Genomic DNA, 20740 nt, shown 5'->3' with positions numbered 1-20740 from the left:
ATTTAATCTTCTCTTATATCTACTAATGCGTCACCGTCTAATGACAAAGATTCAAAAGTTCCCATGTTTTCCAATGTATATACTCCCGCCTCTATAATTTGAAAAGCCAGTGGACATCCTGAACCTTCACCTAATCTCATACCTAAATTTAACATAGGTTTTAGACCTAGCTTATCCATTACATACTTTGCCCCAGGTTCTCCAGATAAATGAGATGGAATTATATATTCTTTAACTAAAGGATTTAATTTAACAGCACAAAGAGCCGCTGTAGATGATATAAATCCATCTATGACTACAGGTCTTTTGTTTTTGGCAGCCGATAAAAATAAGCCACACATACCTCCTATATCAAACCCCCCTACTTTTGATATTACATCAATAGGGTCTTCACCATTGGGTTTGTTTTTTTCTATACCTTTTCTTATTACATCTTTTTTATTTGAATGTTGTTCATCAGTTAAACCTGCACCTTTTCCACAGGTTATATCTACATCCAGACCTGTTAAAGCTGATAAAACTGCTGCTGCAGTAGTAGTATTTCCTATACCAACTTCTCCAGTACCTAATATATCATATCCCGCGTTATATAGCTTGTCTCCTATTTCTATACCTATTTCTATAGACTTAACGGCTTCATCATAAGCCATTGCAGGTTCTTTTACAAAATTTTTTGTTCCATTGGCAATTTTCCTATTTATTATTTTAGAGTCATCTATTTCCCCTATTACTCCTAGATTTACAGTAACTATATCTGTATTTGTATATTTACCTAAAGTAGCAACTCCTGTTACTCCTTTTGTCATACTTTCAGTTAGTACCTTGGTAAATATCTGTGGAGCAGAGCTGACTCCTTCTTCTGCTACTCCATTATCACTACACATTACAACAATTGCTTTTTTATCAATTTTGTTGTTTACCTTTCCAGTCATACCTGCTATTTTTATAGTTGCTTCTTCCAATGTACCTAGACTTCCCATTGGCTTTACCAGCCCATCCCATTGATTCCTTACTAGATTCTTCACTTCCTCATTTGTAGGTGTTATTAATTCTAGAGTATCTTTAAGTAGTTTCATATGTACACATCCTTATATTATTTATTTCTTTTAAGATTATTTTGTTCAATTAACTTTTTATTTATATAATCATAACCATTTGGTCTATGAGGTACAAGACAATTAGAACAATCCTTAACACCATAATTGTCCATATGATTCCCTCCGCAATCTTCTAATAAATATAGGGGGCAATAGCAAAACATACAATTAAACTCTTCTGCATTTTCTAATTTATGACATGGAAAATAGTCACAATCCATATTTCTATAAAATCTATAGGAGTTTTCCATCTATATATCTCCTTCCATATTATTTTTTTCTCTAATTATCTTCTCTATTACATTTAAATCTCTAATTCCAGTTTCATATTCTCTACCTATTAATATTGGTATTATACCTAATTCCTGGCAGGCCTGTATCTTTTCCAGCGTACCGCCTCTATGCCCACTATCTTTCATAACACAATATTTAGGACTATATTCCCTAAACATAACCTTATTATATTCCTTTGAGAATGGCCCTAGTATTGCAACTATGTCTTTCATCTGTACATTATATTTCTTACATTCCTCTATGCTTTCCAATGCAGGAAGTATTCTATATATAAATCTATTATTTCCTCGTATCTTTTCAAAATCTCCAATATTTTTAGAGCCTGTTGTAAAAAACACTGTTCCTGAAATCTCCGATAGATAGTTATAGGATTCTTCATAGCTTTGTAAGTAGATAATATTATTTTCTACGTCCATTTTATCCCTTATATATCTAATATAATCTATTTCCAAAGTCTTTGCCACTTTTTTTGCATTTTCTGATACTATTTTGGCATAGGGATGGGTTAAATCTACTATTAGGGATATTTTATTTTCTTTGCAAAACTCTATCATTTCCTCATAATTCATTCTTCCTATTAGGATTTTATCACTATGAAGAAATTCTTTTCCCCCATCTGTTGCCATAGTAACAATATAATCATCTATATCTTTTATCCTATCTACTATTTCTCGCGCTTCACTGGTTCCACCTATTATCCAAATCATTTTATATTGTATCCCCTTGGTGTAATGATTTTATCACCCTTTATATAAGAGTTAGAGTTTCCAATAATAAGTACACAAAGCATATCTACTCTATCATAATCTATACTGCCTAAAGTAGTAATTGTGATTTCTGTACCTTTTCTGCCTGAATTTTTAACTATACCTACTGGCGTATCAATTTTTCTATAATTTAAAATTATATTTACTGCCTTCTCTAGATGTTCCTTTCTTCCCTTTGATTTAGGATTATATATGGAAATTACAAAATCAGCCTCAGCAGCTTTTTCTAGTCTGTTTTCTATTACTTCCCAAGGAGTAAGTAAGTCAGACAAACTAATTGAAGCATAATCGTGCATAATAGGAGAACCTAGTTCTGCTGCTGCGGAAAATGCTGCTGTAACTCCTGGTATTATTTCTACTTCTATATCTTCTGCCAATTCTAGAATTGGTCCTGCCATTCCATAAAGACCTGAATCACCTGTACTTACAATTACTGTATTTTTCCCTTCTTTAACCTTTTCTATGGCTACTTTACATCTTTCTATTTCGCCTTTCATTCCTGTAGAAAAAAGTTCTTTTCCTTCTACTAAATCTCCTAAATATTCTATATAAGGAGTATATCCTACTATTACATCACTTTTCTTAATTACTTCTACTGCTTTATAAGTCATATGTTCTCTACTGCCTGGTCCTATGCCTACTACATATAATTTAGCCATTTCTTGTCTCCTTTGATATGGATATTGTAATACCATTATATTTTGATTTCTCTTTAATTAATTTTCCACCAAGTAAGTATGCTGAAGGCTCTGATACCGAATAAACTCCTATTGTATCTTTCACAAACTGAGACTTCTCAAATTTATCTTCTACTTCCTTTATTTCTTCTATGGTAAATATTTTAATTGGACAATTAAAATATCTTGCAGCTTCTATAATACCTTCTTCATCTTTTTTTACTTCTACTGTACCAATTGCTCTTATGCTATTCTTAGAAAGATTTAATTCCTTCATAGCAGATTCTACAGCTTCAATAATTCTTTTTCCCTCCACTCCTTTTCTGCATCCAATTCCAATGTTTATATTTTTAGGTCTTAGATATATATATGGAATATTTATATTTTCAATCTGTAGATTTTCTGAACTTACTATAATTAAACCTTCTATTTCAGAAGGTATATTGTTTAAATCTTTAACTATTACTATATTAGGATAATTAATTGTTTTATAGTCTTCAGAATAAAAGCCCAATGTCTTTCCATTTACCATCATTCCAGTTATTTTAGTCACCAATTTCATATTATCCATGTAATAGTTGTTTTGCTTAGCAAATATATCTATAGCTTCTATACCTCTATTGTCAGATGCAGTAGTTATAACTGGAATAGCATCTATTTCTTTTCCAATCCAATTAGAAAGCTCATTTGCTCCACCTAAGTGTCCTGACAATAAAGATATGGAAAATCTGCCACAATCATCTACGACTACTATGGCTGGGTCCATGGTTTTATTTTTTATATATGAATTTATCATTCGTATGGCTATTCCAGTAGATGAAATAAATACTAGACCATTATATTCTTTCCAAATATAATCCAATCGATTTTTTATTCCACCTTCTATTTCATCATTTGAATAATGATGAAATGAATATTCTCCCTTTTTACCAAGAGCCTTTAATTTTTCACCTATTTCTTTACCTTTATGGGTAAAGGATAGACAGGCTATTTTCATTGAGATGCACTCCTAAATTTATGGGTGAAACTAGGGTCATATAATTTCGACCTTTCATATTCTCCTTCTATAAAATTGCCTACTAATATTTGTGCCATTTTGTTGATATTTTTCTCTTTTACCTTTTCTTCTATATCTCCAAGAGTACCAAATAATATATCTTCGTCTTCCCATGTAGCTTTGTATACTACAGCTACAGGTATATCATCTCTGCCATATCCTTTTACTAATTTTTCTACTACTCTGCCTATTTCCTGTACCGATAAAAATATTGCCATGGAAGCCCTATGTTTTGCTAAACTTTCTAAATCCTCTTCCTTTGGTACTGGAGTACGTCCTTCTATACGAGTAAGTATTACAGTTTGACTTACATCAGGTAATGTAAATTCTCTCTTTATGGAAGCACAGGCAGCAGTAAAGGAACTTACTCCTGGGATTACCTGATACTCTATTCCCTTACTGTTCAATAAATCCATTTGCTCCCTTATGGCTCCATATATAGTAGGATCTCCTGTATGTAATCTAACTACTTTTAGATTATCTCTCATGGATATTTCCATTACTTCAATTACTTCCTCTAAAGTCATTGAAGCTGAATCGTATAGTCTAGCCCCTTCCTTGCAAAACTCCAAATGTTCCTTAGATACTAATGAACCTGCATATATAATAACATCTGCTTCTTCTAAAAGTCTTCTTCCTTTTACTGTGATTAAATCCACATTTCCTGGTCCTGCACCTACAAAGCTAATCATTAGACTTCACTCCCTTTACTATAAATATTGGATTTTGTCCCTTTAAAAGTCCTATCTTATCCATAACCGATCCTTGAATAAGCTGTACTTCTATATCTTTATATCTATGCTTATTAAGTAATTCCATAAAATTATTTAAGTTTTTAACGGTTATAAAATTTCCACATACTATTCCATTATCTTCTAAATTTATATCTAAATAAGAAAATATTCCTTCTAATTGGCCACCACTGCCACCTATAAAACATTTATTTATCTTTATATTAGGTAAATCTTCCGGTGCTTGTCCTTTTATTATATCAATATCTACACCAAATTTTTCTCTGTTGGTCTTTATTAGTTCTACTCCTTCTTCTTCTCTCTCTATGGCATAAACCTTTGCTCCATGGAGAGCTGCTTCTATAGATATAGAACCTGTACCTGCTCCTATATCTAAAAATCTGTCTCCTTTTTCTATGGCTAAATATCCTAAAGTCAGGATTCTAATGTTAAATTTAGTCATAGGAATATTTCCTCTTATAAATTCTTCATCTTTAATCCATTTCATTTTCAATTATCACCACCCCAAGGGAAGAAATATCTTCTATTTCTTCTCCTATATTTCTTACTATTATTTTTTCATCATCATAGGATAGATTAAATCCTGCATATATTTTTCCTTTAATATTCAATCTATATAAATCATTAGATATTTTACTGGGTAAATTATATTTATCTATAAGCAATATACTAAGTCTATTTTCTCTAATACTTTCTAAGTTCTCATTCCTTCCATGGAGAGACAAAAATACTCCTTCTTGCCATGATTTTTGAAGCTTTGCCATCATATATTGAAATGAAGAAATCCCAGGCAATACTTCCTTTACCCTAAGTCCTTTTTTCTTTAAAAAGTCTACTATTCCAAAAAAATTGGGATCTCCTGATGCAAGTAATAATGTGTCCTTTTCATCATCTATGTAATTTACTATTTCTTCTACTTTATTTACTTCTACAATATCATCTCTAATTTCTTTAAGAGAATTTGCAATTCTTCCAAAGGCTAAAATATACTTTGCATTTTCTATTTTTTCTCTTACATCATAAGTCAAATAATTTGGATTTCCCGGCCCTATTCCTGCTACTATTAACATATATTCACACCTCTTTCCATGGAATATATAATTACTTTTACATTATAATTTTCATCTTTTAAATACTTTCTTATTCTTTCCTCTGCTCCCTTTTCCATATGTTTTACAACACTACCATAACCTGCTTCTATACATATATTTAATCCTTCTTCTGCTGTTACTGCATTATTTACTTTATTAAGCAATTCAATCGGAGCACCCATAAGTGATAAATAATATATAAATGATTCCATTCTTCCATCACATACTTTACTATGAGTATTAAATACTCCTATGGATAGTTTAGCAAATTTACCTATATGACCTATTAAAGTCATGGATTTAAAACCTTTATTATAGATATATAGTAAACTATCTCCTATAAAGTTTGATATTTTCACCTTTGGTTCTTTAATTCCTAATTCTTCTCCTATTTTTTCCCCATAATTCCCTGGTACTAAAACTATACTATCTTTCCCTTTAGTCTCCTCTATCATATCCACTTCCATATATATGGTTTTTATTAATGCTTCTTCACTCATAGGATATACTATTCCCTTAGTTCCAATAATAGATATACCCCCTTCAATACCTATATTTTTATTGAAAGTCTTTTTCCCAAGTTCTTCTCCTTGAGGGGCAAATATAGTTATATCATAGCCACTATCTGAGATTTCCCTTACTTCCCTTTCTATCATCTTTCTAGGTACTGGATTAATAGCCGCTTCTCCTACTTCTCCAAATAATCCTTTTCTCTTTATTCTTCCAATACCTTCTCCGCCTTCTATGAAAACTTCTCCATCATTTCTCTTAGAAACTTCTGCATATATTTCTATACCATCTGTATTATCTGGATCATCTCCTGCATCTTTTACAATAGAGCATATGGCTTTATTTCCTTCAATAACTGGGTTAGTTACTTCAAGTTTTAGCCTAATATTAGCTGGAGTATCTATTTCCACATAATTTATTATCTCTTTTTTTTCCAGCATAATAGCTGCCGCCTTAGCTGCTGCCGCTGCACATGAACCTGTAGTATATCCACATCTTAATTTTTTCCCTTCTTTAAGGATATACAAATCTAAAGTCATCTTCCTACCACCATATATAATAGGGCATTGATAATAGAGGCAGCTACATTGCTTCCGCCTTTAGTACCTACTGTAGATATAGATGGAATATCAAATTCTCTTAAATACTCCTTTGACTCTGCCGCACCAACAAATCCTACAGGAACTCCTACAATGAATTTAGGATTTGCTTTTCCCTCCTTCACTAACTCCAATATCCTAAATAATGCAGTGGGAGCATTTCCTATTACAAATATATCTATACCTTCCTCTATGGCTAAATCTACTGCACAAGCTGACCTCGTAGTTCCCAATTCCTTAGACATTTTAAATACTCTTTCATCATCTATGAAACATTTCAATTCACAATTTGCCTTTTTAAGAGCAGGTTTATTGATTCCCATATATGCCATCTTTGTATCTGTAAATATTGTGGTTCCTTTTAATATAGCTTTCTTTCCTTTTTCTATGAAATCATTTTTAAATACTATTATATTTCTATAGTCAAAATCTCCAGTTGTATGAATCATTCTTTTGGCTATTATCATTTCTTCTTCTGAAAAATTAGTGTCATTCATAACTTCATCTATAATATCCATACTTTTATTTTCTATTTCCATAGGATTTTTTATATACATTTTATCCCTCTTTTCTTATGTTTTCCGCCATATCCAACAAATAATTAAAAGCATTTATATTTCCAAGGAAATTAATATGCTGATAATAAGCTAATACATTTTTGTAAATATATCCACATTCCCAAGTTCTATTGTTATTCATTGGCTTTGTAATATGAAATACTGGCTGTTCTTCTGTATTTACTTGAGAACGGTGATATTCATTTCCTGTAATTATAGTGCCTTTTTTTCCTATTATTGTATCCTCTTTTAATTCTATATTTACATATCCAAATCTCTGTAGTCTATTTGTCATAATAGCATTTCCACTAAATATATTACACATGGGAGTATCTTCTATAGATGTTAAAAGATACATTAACCCTCCTGCTTCTGCTATAATAGGTGTACCTTTTTCTGCATTTTCCTTTATATGAGTTTTCATTAATATATTAGATGATAACTCCTCTTTATATAGTTCTGGGTACCCTCCACCTATATATATAATATCAGCCTTTGGAACTTTTTTATCTTTAATAGGTGAAAAATACTCTACATTACATATATTTTTAAGTAATTTTAAGTTCTCATTATAATAAAAATTAAATGCCTTATCATAGGCTATGGCAACAGTTATATCTCTTTTTTGTGGATACTTATGTGGTTCCATTTCTATATTATTAGCTAAATTAAGTATTCTATCTATATTTACTGTGTTTTCTAAAGTTTCCGCTGCCTTGGATATTAAATATTCACACTGTTCATTTTCATGAACCTGTTTTAATCCTAAATATCTACTATCAATTTCTAAAGATGTATCCTTAGGTAAATATCCTAATACTTCTATATCTATATATTCTTCTATTTTTTCTTTTAACAAAAGAAATATGGTTTTATCTACTTTATTTAATATAATTCCCTTAATCCTTGAATCAGAAAATTCCACCATACCTTTGATTTTGGGAATTGCTGAAAACATTTCTCCCTCTGGTTTATATACCAATATAGCAGGAATGTCTAACTCTTTAGATATATGAAAACTTGAGTTTTCATAGGTATTATATATGCCATCAAAATATCCCATTACCCCTTCTACAACACCATAGTCTCCTGAATTCATCTGTAAAGAATTTCTTATGCCATCTTTCCCCATTAAATGTATATCAAGGTTTCCTGCTTTCTTATTTGAGGCCTGTTCTAGATATTTTGTATCTATAAAATCAGGTCCTGTCTTAAATGCTGATATATTAAAACCTCTATTCTTTATGGCTCTAATTAGTCCAAGGGTTATAGTTGTTTTCCCTGTATTACTTGATGGAGCTGTAATCATTACGGTTCTCATCTATTTATTCTCCAATTCCTTAAAAATTTCCATAAGTTTTATATTGTTCTCTCTGCTCTTTACAGCAACCCTAATATGATTATTATCTAATCCAATAAAGCTAGAACATTTTCTAATAACTATTCCCCTCTGTAAGAAAAACTTAAATACATATTCTTCCTTCCAATTCAATAATTCAATTAAAATATAATTGGTTTCAGTAGGATATACTCTTATTCCTTCTATATTGGATAATTCCTTAAAAAGATAGTCTCTTTCTTTTTTTATATATTCTTTACTTTTTTCTATATATTCTTCATTGTGGAAAATATAGTTCCCTGCTGATTCTGCCAATGAGTTTATGCTCCATGGTAATTCTATATTAGATATTTTCTCAGCTAAATCAACAGAAGTACATCCATATCCTAATCTAATACCAGGTAATGCAAAGAACTTTGTGGCAGCTCTTATGATGCCTAAGTTTTCATAATTTGTATTTCTAAAAACTTCAATACTATCATAATCCATAGGGCAGAACTCAAAAAATGCCTCATCTAACAATAAATATGACTTAGTTTTTTTTATTAAATCATATAACATTATTAACTCTATTTTATCTATCCTAAGACCAGTAGGATTATTAGGATTACCTAATATCACTAAATCACCTTTCTGTATTTTGCTCCCTATGACTAGAATATCTATTGTAAAATCATCCTTATAAGGTACTCTAATTACTTCCTTTCCATGAACAATAGCTCTTTTTTCATATTCTGAAAAGGAAGGTGTACAGACAAATACCCTATTGGATAATATTATAAAATTATCTATTAACTCTACTGCCCCATTACCAACTACAATATTCTCATCATTACATTTTAAGTAATTAGATATAGATTTCTTTAATCTTCTATATTTAATATCTGGATATGCTTCAAGACTATTAAAACTATCTATTAAAATCTTTTCCAATCCCTTTGGTGGTCCTAAAGGATTTATATTACTGCTATAATCTATTAATTCTCCATCATAACAATTTTCGTAGGATAATAAGTCTCCTCCATGCTCCATTCTATCACCTTCCTTTTATTATAGTGAATAGTTAATAGTGAAAAGTGAATAGTTTTTAGTAAGCCCTTTAAGTCTCTTAATTATTCACTATGTTTTCAACTATTAACTATTACTTATTCACTATTCACTGCCTTTTAGCTTATGTGGTATAAAATATGGACAGTGATTTATTTCGTCTTCATATATATGTGCATCTATTCTAAATACATCTTTTAATAATTTAGCTTGTAATATATTACTAGGTTCCCCATATTCACAAATTTCTCCATCTTTTAATACATAGATATTATCCGAATATCTAGCTGCTTGATTTAAATCATGTAAAACCATTATTACTGTAATACCTAAAGATTCATTTAGTTCCCTTACTAGCTCTAATACTTCCAATTGATAAGATATATCTAAATATGTAGTAGGTTCATCAAGGATTAGCATATTAGGTTTCTGTGCTAGTGCCATTGCTATCCAAGCCCTCTGTCTTTCTCCTCCAGATAGTGTCGCTATATATCTATCTTTAATCCTCATAAGCCCAGTCTTTTCAATTGCCCAATTAATAATATCCTTATCAGCTTTTTTTATTCTTTTTCCAAAGCTTAAATGTGGGTATCTGCCATAGGATACAAGATTTTCTATGGTAACATCGGCTGATACATTTTTCACCTGTGGCAATACGGCTACTTCCCTTGCTATTTTCTTTGTAGGTATTTGAGATATATCCTTTCCATCAAGATATATCTCTCCCGAATAAACCTTTATATATCTTGACAATGATTTAATGAGAGTAGTTTTACCTGATCCATTTGGTCCAATTATAGTAACTATTTCTCCATTGCTCACTCTAAAGTTGATATCCTTTAATACTAGCTTTTCACCATATTTAACCTGTAATCTTTTTGTTTCCATACTCATTATCTCATTGCCTCCTTTTTCCTTAATAAATAAAGAAAAAATGGTGCTCCTAGTGCCGACATTATAATACCTACTGGAATCTCCATTGGTGCAAATAATGTTCTTGACAAAGTATCGCAGATCATAACAATAGACCCCCCAAAAAATATAGCTCCTGGAAAAAGGTATCTATAATCTGAACCAATAAACAACCTTGTCATATGAGGTACAATAAGTCCTACAAAACCTAATAAACCTACTACTGATACTGCCGCTCCTGCTAGTAATGATGATATTATGATAAAGATAAACCTAGTTCTTTCAACCCTCAATCCTAACCCTGTAGCAACTTCGTCTCCTAACATAAGGATATTTAATTTATCTGGCAGAAATAATATCAATATCATACCTAAGACTGCATATGGTAAAATCATCTTTACATCTTTCCAAGTTATAGCCGAAAGACCTCCAACCATAAATCCTAAAACTCCATGAACTCTATCGGGGAAAAATGTCATAAGAGTATTAGTACCTGCACTAAATAAGGACGAGACGGCTACTCCAGCTAAGACCAATCTTGTAGGAAGTACACCTTCTTTCCACGCCAAAGAATATATAAACAAAGTAGCTGACAGGGCACCAACAAATGCACCTATAGGGACGAGATAATAATACCTTGGAAAAATTATAAGAATAACAAGAGCAAAAAATCCTCCCCCAGAGGATACTCCTATGATATTAGGTCCTGCCAAGGGATTTCTCATTATTCCTTGCAATATAGCACCAGATAATGACAAACATATGCCCACTAATGCTGCAACTATGGTTCTTGGCAATCTTACATTCCATATTATTTGATAGTTGACTGTACCTTTCTCATATAGAATTGACTTAATTATTCCTATGGGACTTATTTGTACTGCTCCATTGCCAACACTGAAGAAAAAGCTGGCTATGAATAAGATAATAAAGACAGTAATTATTGTCTTTTTCTTAGACCCCTCTTTTGTATATTTAATCATAGCCTCTCCTTTTTATTTAAATACTTCTGGATATAAAATCTTAGCTAACCCTTCATATGCTTCTGCATATCTATGATTTGGCTTAAACATATAAAGATCCTTTGGCAGAATCACATATCTATCATTCTTAACTGCTGAAAGAGATGCCCATGCAGGATTAGATTCTACATCTTCTTTTATTCTTTCCATTACCTTGTCCATATCATTTCCTGTAGTCTGTACAAATATGAAATCTGGATCTTCTTCTAGTATCTTCTCAATACTAAAGTTTTTATCACTTAGCATATCATTAGAGGTATCTGCAATATTTATGGTCTTCAAATCCTTTAACATTTCACCAACCGTAGATTCAGAACCTCTAGCAGTAACAGATTTAGCACTGGCCATCATTATAAGTACTTTATTTTCCTTATCTTTTGGTGATTTATCAATTATACTGTCTATTTCATTTTTAACATTTAGGACATTCTCTTCATATAGATCTTCTCTTTCGTTAAGAGCAGAAAATAATCTTGCTAGTTTAAAATAATCTTCTTTAACATAATATTCCATTGCTATAAATGGTATATTATTCTCTTCAAATGAAGGTACTAATTCCATTTGTGATTTTTGAGTTGATATTAAAACTACTAAATCAGGATTTAATGCCAGTATTTTCTCTAAACTTATGGAGCCAAGAGCTCCTACAATTTCAGCATCGTCAGTACCTGGTATTACTTCTTGACCAACAGAATCTTCTAACTTACCTATTACTTTACCACCGTTTTTCATCCATATATCTAAATAGGAGTTATATATAACTACTACTTTCTCAGGATTTTTATTTAGAGTAACTTCTTCTCCTCTGCCATCTACAAAGGACACAGTTTCATCTGTAAGTGTTATTCCATATTCCTCTTTTATATCTTCATTTATTTCTCGGGGTTGTGAATTACCTTCTGTTTGCACTATTGGCTCATTATTTTCTTTTGTTTTACAAGCTGTTAATGTGGTTGCCATTAATATAAGTACTAGTAATAGTGATAATATCTTTTTGTTTTTCATTGTTGCCCTCCTAATTTCTTCTGCCTATAATCAATGATATATAGTCTTTATCCTTCAATATTTCTTCTTTGTCCATTATGACCTCTTGTTCTTCCAAGGTTGCCCTTTTAATGTATTTATAACTAAAGTCTTTCTCCTCTAAACTTTTTAATATGCTTTCTTTGTCTTTTAAAGTTTTCAATATGGCTATGGAGTCTATCTTTTCCAATAGAGACTCATCTAACTCATCACATAGCAGAAAACTTTCTCCCTTTACAGTTATAGGAGTTTTGCTTTCACCAGCTGCTGCTACAAAAGATGGAATTCCTGATATTATTTCTACATCAATATCCTTTCCTTCTAATTCTTCCATAATATATATAAATGTACTGTATATCATAGGGTCTCCTATTGTAAGAAACGAACCTATTTCACCTTCTGGTATCTCCTTGAATATGGTTTCTGCTGCCTTTTTGTAATCCTCTTTCTGAACTTGTCCCATGGGAAAGTCTATAAATATTACTTTTTTATCTCCAATAAAATCTTTTGCAGTATCTATAGCCATATTTTTCCCCTTATTCTTTGGAGCAAATATAACTGATGATTTTTCTATTGTTTTAACAGCTTTAAGGGTCAGTAATTCTTTATCTCCCGGACCTGTGCCAATTCCATATAATTTTTTCATTATTTCTCTCCTATTATTTGCTCAAGATGTTCTAAAAATATTTCTTGGATAATTTTATATTCACCTAAACCTTTCAAACATACTTCAACTTCAAACCCTGCTTTTTCAAGTATTGATTTCCATGAATCATCTTCTTCTGAAGCCATATCATTTTTGGCATGATCTCCTGCTACTAGCATAAATGGTTTTAATTTTACCTTTTTTATATTTTTTTCTTTTAATTTCATTACTATATCTTCTATAGTTTTACTTCCTTCTACTGTACCAATAAATATATTTTTAAAACCTTCCTTATGATAAGCATTTTCTAATATCTCATAAGCTTCATCTGCCTCATGGTCAGAACCATGTCCCATGAAAACTAAAGCTTCATTATTTCCTAATTCATTAACTCCAGTATCATGTACAATACTTCTATGGTCTTCTTCTAACCCTAGTAATGGCAATCCTACCTTTATATTATAATTAGTAAGTTTATCATATTCATGCCCAGGAATTATGTGTAAAGGTTGAATATATATTTCTTCTATACCTTGATTCTTCATTTCTTCCATTGCTTCTATTTCATTTAACACATGAAGATTATCTCTTTGCTTTAATCTATGAACAATTATCCTAGAAGTAAAAGCTCTTAGCACCAAACAATCTTTATATTTTTCTCTTATTAGATTCTCTATACTTTCAATACATAATTTTCTAGTCTCTTCATAAGTAGTTCCAAAACTAGCCACTATTATTCCTTTTTTCATAAAATCCCCTTTCCTTTATATAAATTAAATTCTTCTTCATTTTTAAACAATGGTAAATTAAATTTTTGATGAATTCTCACAAGCCATGGTTTAACTAACCTTGCTTCTTCAATTAACTTATCTTCAGTAAAAATCAGTTCTTTCTGCCCTTGTCCAATGATATTCCCCTTACTGAGTATATAAATATAATCACAAATATCATAGATTAAATCCATATCGTGACTGGAGATTATAATTGTTTTATCTTTACTTATTTCATTTATTATTTCCTTCATCTGCTTAGTCATATATGGATCAAGCCCAGAGGTAGGTTCATCTAATAATAATACTTTAGAATCCATAACTAAAACTCCTGCAATGGCAATTCTTTTCTTTTGTCCATAGCTTAAAAAGTGTACAGGTTTATTTACTAAATCAAGTCCACCAACTTTTTCCAGTGCTTTAAATACCTTTTCCTTGATTATATCTTCATCAACATCAAGGTTTCTTAAAGAAAAAGCTATATCATCAAATACATTAGAATAAAATAGCTGTTGGTCAGGATTTTGAAATACAATATTAACCTGCTTTCTATACTCCCTTAAATATTTTTTATCATATTTTAGAGGTGTATCATTATATATTACCTCACCTTTACTTGGTCTTAATATCCCCATAATATTTAAAAATAAAGTGGATTTTCCAGAGCCATTAGCCCCAATAATTCCTATTACCTTTCCCTTATATGTATCTATATTTATATTGTTTAATGCTTCTGTGCCGTCTTCATATTTATAATATAAATTATTTATCTTTAACATTTAATCACCTAGTTTAAATTCCCCATCATATAACTTACATTCAAGGGATATATTCATTTCATTATGCTTTATAAATATTCTAATGAAAAGATTTCTAATAAGTAATGATATTGATTTTAATGAGTTTCTTTTATTTTCATAGCCAAATTTCATGGTTTGTGCCATATGAATATTATTTGCTTCTTCTATAAATATAAATATACTTCTATAAATAAGTACCATCAGTTCTATAAATAGGCTAGGAACTTTTAGTTTGTTTAAGGCTCTAATAATGTCTATTATAGGAGTAGTTAGTATTAGAAAGTATACTGATGTTAGAGAAGATAATACTGTTGTAAATAATTTAGTTCCAGTAGTGAATGAATTTAGAGTGATACCTATATAAATATTTATAAATTTGAAATAATAAATATAATTTACATCATTAATAGAAATTATTATTGCTAATATACTGACTAATAAAAATGATAATGGTATAAGTAACATTTTAAAGTAGGACTTAAAAGGAATTTTGGCTATTCCAACTATTAATACAGACATAAGTATAATAGTCAATAAATCAAAATAATAATTGTTGATTATCCTTGATAATATCATAGCCCCACAGGCAAGGAGTATCTTTGCCTGTGGAGAACAATTTCTTAATTTATTCGTGTAAGCATATTTATCTATTAGCAGCAATTTTTCGTCTTTCCTTTAGTACTCCAAATGTATAGCCTATAATTCCAGCACCTATGGCTACCTGTAGAGAAAATAATAGACTCTCTATCTCTCCACTTGGCGGTTCCCATAATGGCTCAAACCATGGTTCATACTCTGGATTTATTTCTTGAATCAACCCTTCTGCCTGTCCATCTGCTCCCTCAAATTCTGAATCTTTTTTTATAATCAATGGAGTGATTATTATTAAAACTGCTAAAAGTAAAAGGATAATATTTTTTTTATATAGACTCTTCAAGTTTAATCACTCCTTCTTTTTTATATTCTGCAATAAGATTAAACACCATTAAAGTTATAATTCCTTCAACTATTGCCAATGGCAATTGAGTAACTGCAAATATTGATATAAATTTTGTTAAAGATGTAAAGAATCCTCCTGCCGCATCTGGAAATGCAATAGAAAGTTGAATAGATGTAATAATATAAGTTGCTAAATCTCCTAAGGCAGCTGCTAAAAATACTGCTAAACCTTTGTTTTTATTTTTTAAAGACTTATAAATCCAAAAGGATACTAAAGGCCCTACTACAGCCATGGAAAATACATTTGCTCCCAGTGTTGTAATCCCACCATGAGCTAATAATAAGGATTGAAATAATAGTACAATGGTTCCTATTACTGTCATAGTAGTTGGTCCAAACATTATTGCTCCTAAGCCTACTCCTGTTGGATGAGAACAAGACCCTGTAACAGATGGAATTTTAAGTGCAGATAAAACAAAAGCAAATCCCCCTACTAAACCTAGAAACATTTTTTGTTCTTGCTTTAAACCTTTACTTAACTTTCTAAGCCCTACAATTAAAAATGGTAAAGATAGTACTGCCCATACAATAGCCCATTTCAATGGTAAAAACCCTTCCATAATGTGCATTGCATGGCTTAGTCGTGGAGTTACAAGTAGAAGCAGCAGTACACTCCACATCATTAATCTCTTTTTCATAAAATCACCTCTCATTTATTTTTAAAGGAGTACTCCTCCTTTATAACTAAATTAGGTGACCATAAAGGAAATAAAAATCCCTAATCAAAATAGATTAGGGATGGAAATTATACTAATATTAATTATAGACATAGTACAATAGTAAGATTTTCCTTCCCTCCGAAGGTCACTTCAATACTACTAGGCAGGTCTCCTGACTTGTGATTCATTTTACTCTCAGTACCTTCCCAGATTTCTCCAGTGGCATAAACTGATTTCATTATCACTTACAGTAGCGGGGGCTGTATAAGATTTTCACTTATTTCCCTATTAATCATTTATAGAACCTAATGTATTATATTTAATTTTCTCTTTAATGCTATCATAAAACAATGTTTAATACAAGACATTTTTATATCCTAAAATATGACCTTTTTTATCAATTTAATTGCCTGAGAATACTAGTTTATTAATTGTTCCTTATTAAATAAACTTAAATTATCTATTGATACACATACTCTTCCCCTCGAGTATCAAGAACAGTTAAGGACGATAAATTCAGACGTAAATACACTTCTCCATCCTGCTCATATTCTTCTAATACTCCTATAGCTTCTACCCAATCATTTTCATCAGGATATTCACCAGACCAAACCACTTCAAAACCTGCATTATCATCATATCCACAACACCCTGGTCCATAACGAATGACAAAATTATAGTTTGTATCATTTACATCATAATAAATTGAAGTAAATATACCTTCATATTTAATAATTTTTCCTAGATAATCTTCAGAATTTATATAAATATCATTGGTTTGGGAAATGAAGATTTTTTCCTTTATTTCGATTGTATCCATATCAGAAGGGGGAATATCTATGGTACTATGCTGGACTTCATCATTTTGTGAATCTGTCTCTTGTATAATAGTTGAAATATCATCAGAAGAATTGTCCTCTTGGATTTGCTCCTTACATCCAGTCAATAATATAAGGCAAGCAAATATCATTATAAGGTATCCTTTCATTACTTAATCCCTCTTTTCTCTATTCCATTTATAGACTTAACTCCATTTACCTTCATTCTAACTAAGTTTCCAAGCCAAAATAATACAAAGGCTCCAATATTAACTATAACTACACTGGCTCCAGTAGGTGTGCCATAAACATAAGAACCTACTACTCCCAAAGAGAAGCAGATTATAGATATAATGGCTGAACAAATTGTCACAGTTTTAAATTGCTTACACAATCGCATTGATGTTAGAGCAGGAAATATAATTAAACTGGAAATAAGTAGAGCCCCCATCATTCGCATACCTAATACAATTGTTATTGCTGTTAAAAATGCAATTAACATATTGTAAATATTAGTTTTTATACCTGTAGCTTTAGCAAAATTTTCGTCAAAAGTTACTGCAAAAACTTTATTATAAAGAAGTATAAACATTCCTAAAACTAAGATAGACAGTGTCACACTTAGTTTAACATCAGCATGGCTCATACTTAAAATGCTTCCAAATAAATAATTACATACATCGGTGTTCATACCAGTAGTCATGGATATAGCTACAACACCAATTGCAAGTGAACTTGTGGAAATTATGGCAATAGCAGCATCACCCTTAATTTTACTATTTTCGCTAATCCGAAGCAGCAGAAAGGCAGCCATAACACATACGGGTATAGAAATCGTCAAAGGTGCTACATTCATGGCTGTAGCAATAGCTAAAGTTCCAAAGCCCACATGGGATAACCCATCACCAATCATTGAATAGCGTTTCAATACCAAACTCACACCAAGCAATGCTGCACAAAGGGAAACCAACAATCCTACAATTACTGCTCTAACAAGAAATGGATATGAAAACATTTGAATTAATATGTTAATCATTCTGCTCACCTCCCAAAAAACTAGATCCCACACTGGATTTAACATAGTCAGATGTTTTTCCGAAAAATATCTGCTGTCCCTTCAAATGTAAAATAAGGTCAGCATATTTGATAGCACTGCGGACATCATGAGAAACCATAATAATTGCAATTCCCATCTCACGATTTATTTTAAAAATCTGCTTGTATAAATCCTGAGTCACTATTGGATCAAGTCCCGCTACTGGTTCATCTAAAATCAGTAACTTCTGTGTAGCACAAAGTGCCCGGGCCAACAGCACACGCTGCTGCTGACCTCCAGACAATTCTCTATAGCATTTATTGCGAAGATTTTCAATTCCAAGAAGAACAAGATTTTCTTCAGCCATGGTTTTATCTAATTTTGAATAGAAAGGACGAATTCCCATCTTACTTAATCTTCCAGACAAAACGACTTCATAGACACTGGCGGGAAAATCCTTTTGAACAATGGTTTGTTGAGGTAAATAACCAATTTCATTGGATTTAAGTCCTTCATCCATTAGAATACTTCCCTTTTGAGGAACCTTTAAACGAAGTAAGCCTTTAATGAGTGTACTTTTACCTGATCCATTTTCTCCTACAATACACAAATAATCTCCACTATTAATTGAAAAATTTAAACCACTGATTACAGTATGCCCCTCGTAAGCAAAGGAGGCATCCTTACAAATAAGAAGTGACATATTATTTAAGAGCCTCCTTTATTGCCTCAAGATTAGCTGTCATCAAATCCAAATAACTTATGCCCTTTTCAAAATCACTTTTAGCAATATTGTGACAAGCATGAAGCAATAGCTTTTTTGCACCTGTAGCTTCACAAATTATATCTGCCATCTTTTCATTGGAAAGTTCAATATTAAATACTACAGGAATATTCTCAGTCTTTACTTTATCAATCAAGAATGCTATAGTGCCAGCACTGGGTTCAGTTTCTGTAGAACAACCAGGAAATGCGGCAAAATATTCAAGTCCATATTCATCAGCAAAATATCTAAATGGGAATCTATCACCAAAAACTATAGTTTTTCTAACTCCTGCATCCACAGCATTTTTAAAGTCCATATTTAATTCATCCAGTTTTGCCACATAAGAAGTAGTATTCTGTCTGTATATAGAAGAATTATCCTTATCTATATCACATAATACTTCAGAAATAGCTTGAACGATAATTTTAGCATTCCTAGGGGATGTCCACACATGTTCGTCATATTCCGATTCCTCATGGTGGTCATCATCATGATCGTGGTCATGTCCATGATCATTTTCCATTCCCTCTACTATTTCTTCCTCTACTACATCTACAGTATCCATAAGTGATATAATCTTCATTTTGCTTGTATCTATGGATTCTAAAATTCCTTTAATCCACGAATCAGAATCTCCTCCTACATAGATGAACATATCACAATCTTGGATCTTCGCAATATCCCTAGGAGTAGGTTCAAAGGAGTGACTTTCAGAACCTGGAGGGAGAAGCATGGTCAATTCAACATTCTCTCCTGCGATTTCTCTAACAAAATCATATTGAGGAAAAATAGTGGCAACAACACTTATTTTCTCACTAGTAATGGTATTTTCATTTTTACTGCATCCAATTAAAGTGGATACAAAAATGAAAAACACCAGCGTTATCGAAATAAATCGTTTCATAAAAATATAACCTCCATTTATTCTTGTTTTTGGGCATAAAAATACAAGGGACACTAAATCCTTACTAAAAACGGACATACTATTCCCTTGTGGAGGTATATTTTAATTATTCATTCTGACTTTTAAAATTATTGGTGTGATATTTACATGGGATTTGTTCCGACTAACGAATACAAAAGCAGTTAAGGATTTAAAGAACCCAGCCATTATAATAATGCCAACTACGCTAAGTTGTTTGAGAAGGTTTTCTAAAGTATGAATTTGTGCACAGACATAACAATGCTCACCAATACAGTCGTGAGCAGTATGAGTAATAATAAACCATTCAGAAAGAAGGAATGTCATAGCAATACAAATAATAAGCAAAACTATCAACTTTCTTATATTAGAATGCTTTATATTCATTGTGCTTTCTCCTTTCCTATGGCCTACATTTTTCACAATATCCATATAGAATCGTTCTGTCCCTATCAAGATTAAATCCGTGATTTTCCCGCATATGTATTGTAAGCTCATTAATATGATTGCAATTCAACTGGATTCCCTGTCTGCAATCAATACATATAAGATGATAATAATCCAAATACCAATTTATCCA

At 31.3% G+C, this 20740-nt stretch carries 26 protein-coding genes and 1 riboswitch; all 26 genes read right to left on the bottom strand.

The genetic code is table 11. The annotated features are described in order from the left end of the window. Positions 1–2: 2 nt before the first annotated feature. A complete protein-coding gene (gene cobT, locus RBU61_RS04170; RefSeq protein WP_308878315.1) occupies positions 3–1076 on the bottom strand; it encodes a nicotinate-nucleotide--dimethylbenzimidazole phosphoribosyltransferase in 1074 nt (357 codons plus the stop codon). Between the two features lie 17 nt (positions 1077–1093). Then, positions 1094–1348: a cysteine-rich small domain-containing protein gene (locus tag RBU61_RS04165; protein ID WP_308878314.1), complete on the bottom strand. Its 255-nt coding sequence runs from the start codon at positions 1346–1348 to the stop codon at positions 1094–1096. After that, positions 1349–2098: a precorrin-6A reductase gene (gene cobK, locus RBU61_RS04160; protein WP_308878313.1), complete on the bottom strand. Its 750-nt coding sequence runs from the start codon at positions 2096–2098 to the stop codon at positions 1349–1351. After that, the gene (gene cobJ / locus RBU61_RS04155; protein WP_308878311.1) at positions 2095–2817 is read right to left on the bottom strand and encodes a precorrin-3B C(17)-methyltransferase; all 723 of its coding nucleotides are present in this window, start codon (positions 2815–2817) and stop codon (positions 2095–2097) included. The genes cobK and cobJ overlap by 4 nt, the downstream gene beginning before the upstream one ends. Then, positions 2810–3832, bottom strand: coding sequence for a cobalt-precorrin 5A hydrolase (gene cbiG / locus RBU61_RS04150; protein ID WP_308878310.1), 1023 nt, complete (start codon positions 3830–3832; stop codon positions 2810–2812). The genes cobJ and cbiG overlap by 8 nt, the downstream gene beginning before the upstream one ends. Beyond that, complete coding sequence (gene cobM, locus RBU61_RS04145) at positions 3829–4584, bottom strand: precorrin-4 C(11)-methyltransferase (RefSeq protein ID WP_308878309.1); 756 nt, start codon at positions 4582–4584, stop codon at positions 3829–3831. The genes cbiG and cobM overlap by 4 nt, the downstream gene beginning before the upstream one ends. Beyond that, a complete protein-coding gene (gene cbiT, locus RBU61_RS04140) occupies positions 4577–5131 on the bottom strand; it encodes a precorrin-6Y C5,15-methyltransferase (decarboxylating) subunit CbiT (RefSeq protein ID WP_308879760.1) in 555 nt (184 codons plus the stop codon). Before cbiT ends, cobM begins: the two co-directional genes overlap by 8 nt. Next, a complete protein-coding gene (gene cbiE / locus RBU61_RS04135) occupies positions 5118–5714 on the bottom strand; it encodes a precorrin-6y C5,15-methyltransferase (decarboxylating) subunit CbiE (protein WP_308878308.1) in 597 nt (198 codons plus the stop codon). Before cbiE ends, cbiT begins: the two co-directional genes overlap by 14 nt. Beyond that, entirely contained in the window at positions 5708–6784 is a 1077-nt protein-coding gene (gene cbiD / locus RBU61_RS04130) for a cobalt-precorrin-5B (C(1))-methyltransferase CbiD (protein WP_308878306.1), read from the bottom strand. Before cbiD ends, cbiE begins: the two co-directional genes overlap by 7 nt. Next, on the bottom strand, positions 6781–7401 hold the full coding sequence (locus RBU61_RS04125; RefSeq protein WP_308878305.1) for a precorrin-8X methylmutase: 621 nt from the start codon (positions 7399–7401) through the stop codon (positions 6781–6783). Before RBU61_RS04125 ends, cbiD begins: the two co-directional genes overlap by 4 nt. Before the next feature lies 1 nt (position 7402). Further along, entirely contained in the window at positions 7403–8722 is a 1320-nt protein-coding gene (locus RBU61_RS04120; protein ID WP_308878304.1) for a cobyrinate a,c-diamide synthase, read from the bottom strand. Then, positions 8723–9772 carry a histidinol-phosphate transaminase gene (locus RBU61_RS04115; protein WP_308878303.1) on the bottom strand — a complete coding sequence of 350 codons (1050 nt, stop codon included), beginning with the start codon at positions 9770–9772 and terminating at the stop codon, positions 8723–8725. It abuts the gene before it with no gap. A 120-nt stretch (positions 9773–9892) separates the two neighbouring features. Beyond that, entirely contained in the window at positions 9893–10681 is a 789-nt protein-coding gene (locus RBU61_RS04110; RefSeq protein WP_308878302.1) for an ABC transporter ATP-binding protein, read from the bottom strand. Then, complete coding sequence (locus RBU61_RS04105) at positions 10681–11682, bottom strand: iron ABC transporter permease (RefSeq protein ID WP_308878301.1); 1002 nt, start codon at positions 11680–11682, stop codon at positions 10681–10683. Before RBU61_RS04105 ends, RBU61_RS04110 begins: the two co-directional genes overlap by 1 nt. Positions 11683–11694: 12 nt before the next feature. Continuing rightward, positions 11695–12726 (bottom strand): ABC transporter substrate-binding protein, encoded by a 1032-nt coding sequence (locus RBU61_RS04100; protein WP_308878300.1) that lies wholly within the window; start codon positions 12724–12726, stop codon positions 11695–11697. A 10-nt stretch (positions 12727–12736) separates the two neighbouring features. After that, positions 12737–13390: a precorrin-2 C(20)-methyltransferase gene (locus RBU61_RS04095; protein ID WP_308878299.1), complete on the bottom strand. Its 654-nt coding sequence runs from the start codon at positions 13388–13390 to the stop codon at positions 12737–12739. Next, complete coding sequence (locus RBU61_RS04090) at positions 13390–14139, bottom strand: sirohydrochlorin cobaltochelatase (RefSeq protein ID WP_308878298.1); 750 nt, start codon at positions 14137–14139, stop codon at positions 13390–13392. Before RBU61_RS04090 ends, RBU61_RS04095 begins: the two co-directional genes overlap by 1 nt. Next, on the bottom strand, positions 14136–14939 hold the full coding sequence (locus RBU61_RS04085; RefSeq protein ID WP_308878297.1) for an ATP-binding cassette domain-containing protein: 804 nt from the start codon (positions 14937–14939) through the stop codon (positions 14136–14138). The genes RBU61_RS04090 and RBU61_RS04085 overlap by 4 nt, the downstream gene beginning before the upstream one ends. Beyond that, positions 14940–15620 (bottom strand): cobalt ECF transporter T component CbiQ, encoded by a 681-nt coding sequence (gene cbiQ, locus RBU61_RS04080; protein WP_308878296.1) that lies wholly within the window; start codon positions 15618–15620, stop codon positions 14940–14942. It lies immediately after the preceding gene. Continuing rightward, on the bottom strand, positions 15604–15897 hold the full coding sequence (locus RBU61_RS04075; protein ID WP_308878295.1) for an energy-coupling factor ABC transporter substrate-binding protein: 294 nt from the start codon (positions 15895–15897) through the stop codon (positions 15604–15606). Before RBU61_RS04075 ends, cbiQ begins: the two co-directional genes overlap by 17 nt. Continuing rightward, positions 15881–16597, bottom strand: a complete 717-nt coding sequence (locus RBU61_RS04070) for an energy-coupling factor ABC transporter permease (RefSeq protein ID WP_308878294.1) — start codon at positions 16595–16597, stop codon at positions 15881–15883. Before RBU61_RS04070 ends, RBU61_RS04075 begins: the two co-directional genes overlap by 17 nt. A 165-nt stretch (positions 16598–16762) precedes the next feature. Further along, a riboswitch (cobalamin riboswitch) is annotated at positions 16763–16942 on the bottom strand. 136 nt (positions 16943–17078) lie between these two features. Next, positions 17079–17606 carry a hypothetical protein gene (locus RBU61_RS04065; RefSeq protein WP_308878292.1) on the bottom strand — a complete coding sequence of 176 codons (528 nt, stop codon included), beginning with the start codon at positions 17604–17606 and terminating at the stop codon, positions 17079–17081. Continuing rightward, positions 17606–18472 carry a metal ABC transporter permease gene (locus RBU61_RS04060; protein WP_308878291.1) on the bottom strand — a complete coding sequence of 289 codons (867 nt, stop codon included), beginning with the start codon at positions 18470–18472 and terminating at the stop codon, positions 17606–17608. Before RBU61_RS04060 ends, RBU61_RS04065 begins: the two co-directional genes overlap by 1 nt. Beyond that, positions 18465–19175: a metal ABC transporter ATP-binding protein gene (locus RBU61_RS04055; protein ID WP_308878290.1), complete on the bottom strand. Its 711-nt coding sequence runs from the start codon at positions 19173–19175 to the stop codon at positions 18465–18467. Before RBU61_RS04055 ends, RBU61_RS04060 begins: the two co-directional genes overlap by 8 nt. Position 19176: 1 nt before the next feature. Continuing rightward, positions 19177–20142 (bottom strand): metal ABC transporter substrate-binding protein, encoded by a 966-nt coding sequence (locus tag RBU61_RS04050; RefSeq protein ID WP_308878289.1) that lies wholly within the window; start codon positions 20140–20142, stop codon positions 19177–19179. Positions 20143–20244: 102 nt separating this feature from the next. Next, positions 20245–20592 (bottom strand): hypothetical protein, encoded by a 348-nt coding sequence (locus RBU61_RS04045; protein ID WP_308878288.1) that lies wholly within the window; start codon positions 20590–20592, stop codon positions 20245–20247. Positions 20593–20740 lie beyond the last annotated feature (148 nt).

The organism is Tissierella sp. MB52-C2 (genome assembly GCF_030931715.1).
Classification (GTDB): Bacteria; Bacillota; Clostridia; order Tissierellales; family Tissierellaceae; genus Tissierella.
This window is presented reverse-complemented; position numbering and strand designations above follow the sequence as displayed.

Bases quoted from the DNA above. Each gene is read 5' to 3' on its own strand.
- RBU61_RS04125 (WP_308878305.1), bottom strand. From the start codon at position 7,401: ATGTATATAAAAAATCCTATGGAAATAGAAAATAAAAGTATGGATATT.
- RBU61_RS04050 (WP_308878289.1), bottom strand. From the start codon at position 20,142: ATGAAACGATTTATTTCGATAACGCTGGTGTTTTTCATTTTTGTATCC.
- cobJ (WP_308878311.1), bottom strand. From the start codon at position 2,817: ATGGCTAAATTATATGTAGTAGGCATAGGACCAGGCAGTAGAGAACAT.
- RBU61_RS04070 (WP_308878294.1), bottom strand. From the start codon at position 16,597: ATGAAAAAGAGATTAATGATGTGGAGTGTACTGCTGCTTCTACTTGTA.
- RBU61_RS04100 (WP_308878300.1), bottom strand. From the start codon at position 12,726: ATGAAAAACAAAAAGATATTATCACTATTACTAGTACTTATATTAATG.
- RBU61_RS04045 (WP_308878288.1), bottom strand. From the start codon at position 20,592: ATGGATATTGTGAAAAATGTAGGCCATAGGAAAGGAGAAAGCACAATG.
- RBU61_RS04060 (WP_308878291.1), bottom strand. From the start codon at position 18,472: ATGATTAACATATTAATTCAAATGTTTTCATATCCATTTCTTGTTAGA.
- cobT (WP_308878315.1), bottom strand. From the start codon at position 1,076: ATGAAACTACTTAAAGATACTCTAGAATTAATAACACCTACAAATGAG.
- RBU61_RS04065 (WP_308878292.1), bottom strand. From the start codon at position 17,606: ATGAAAGGATACCTTATAATGATATTTGCTTGCCTTATATTATTGACT.
- cbiT (WP_308879760.1), bottom strand. From the start codon at position 5,131: ATGAAATGGATTAAAGATGAAGAATTTATAAGAGGAAATATTCCTATG.
- RBU61_RS04090 (WP_308878298.1), bottom strand. From the start codon at position 14,139: ATGAAAAAAGGAATAATAGTGGCTAGTTTTGGAACTACTTATGAAGAG.
- RBU61_RS04055 (WP_308878290.1), bottom strand. From the start codon at position 19,175: ATGTCACTTCTTATTTGTAAGGATGCCTCCTTTGCTTACGAGGGGCAT.
- cbiD (WP_308878306.1), bottom strand. From the start codon at position 6,784: ATGACTTTAGATTTGTATATCCTTAAAGAAGGGAAAAAATTAAGATGT.
- RBU61_RS04120 (WP_308878304.1), bottom strand. From the start codon at position 8,722: ATGAGAACCGTAATGATTACAGCTCCATCAAGTAATACAGGGAAAACA.
- cbiE (WP_308878308.1), bottom strand. From the start codon at position 5,714: ATGTTAATAGTAGCAGGAATAGGGCCGGGAAATCCAAATTATTTGACT.
- RBU61_RS04165 (WP_308878314.1), bottom strand. From the start codon at position 1,348: ATGGAAAACTCCTATAGATTTTATAGAAATATGGATTGTGACTATTTT.
- RBU61_RS04110 (WP_308878302.1), bottom strand. From the start codon at position 10,681: ATGAGTATGGAAACAAAAAGATTACAGGTTAAATATGGTGAAAAGCTA.
- cobK (WP_308878313.1), bottom strand. From the start codon at position 2,098: ATGATTTGGATAATAGGTGGAACCAGTGAAGCGCGAGAAATAGTAGAT.
- RBU61_RS04115 (WP_308878303.1), bottom strand. From the start codon at position 9,772: ATGGAGCATGGAGGAGACTTATTATCCTACGAAAATTGTTATGATGGA.
- cobM (WP_308878309.1), bottom strand. From the start codon at position 4,584: ATGATTAGCTTTGTAGGTGCAGGACCAGGAAATGTGGATTTAATCACA.
- RBU61_RS04085 (WP_308878297.1), bottom strand. From the start codon at position 14,939: ATGTTAAAGATAAATAATTTATATTATAAATATGAAGACGGCACAGAA.
- RBU61_RS04105 (WP_308878301.1), bottom strand. From the start codon at position 11,682: ATGATTAAATATACAAAAGAGGGGTCTAAGAAAAAGACAATAATTACT.
- RBU61_RS04095 (WP_308878299.1), bottom strand. From the start codon at position 13,390: ATGAAAAAATTATATGGAATTGGCACAGGTCCGGGAGATAAAGAATTA.
- cbiG (WP_308878310.1), bottom strand. From the start codon at position 3,832: ATGAAAATAGCCTGTCTATCCTTTACCCATAAAGGTAAAGAAATAGGT.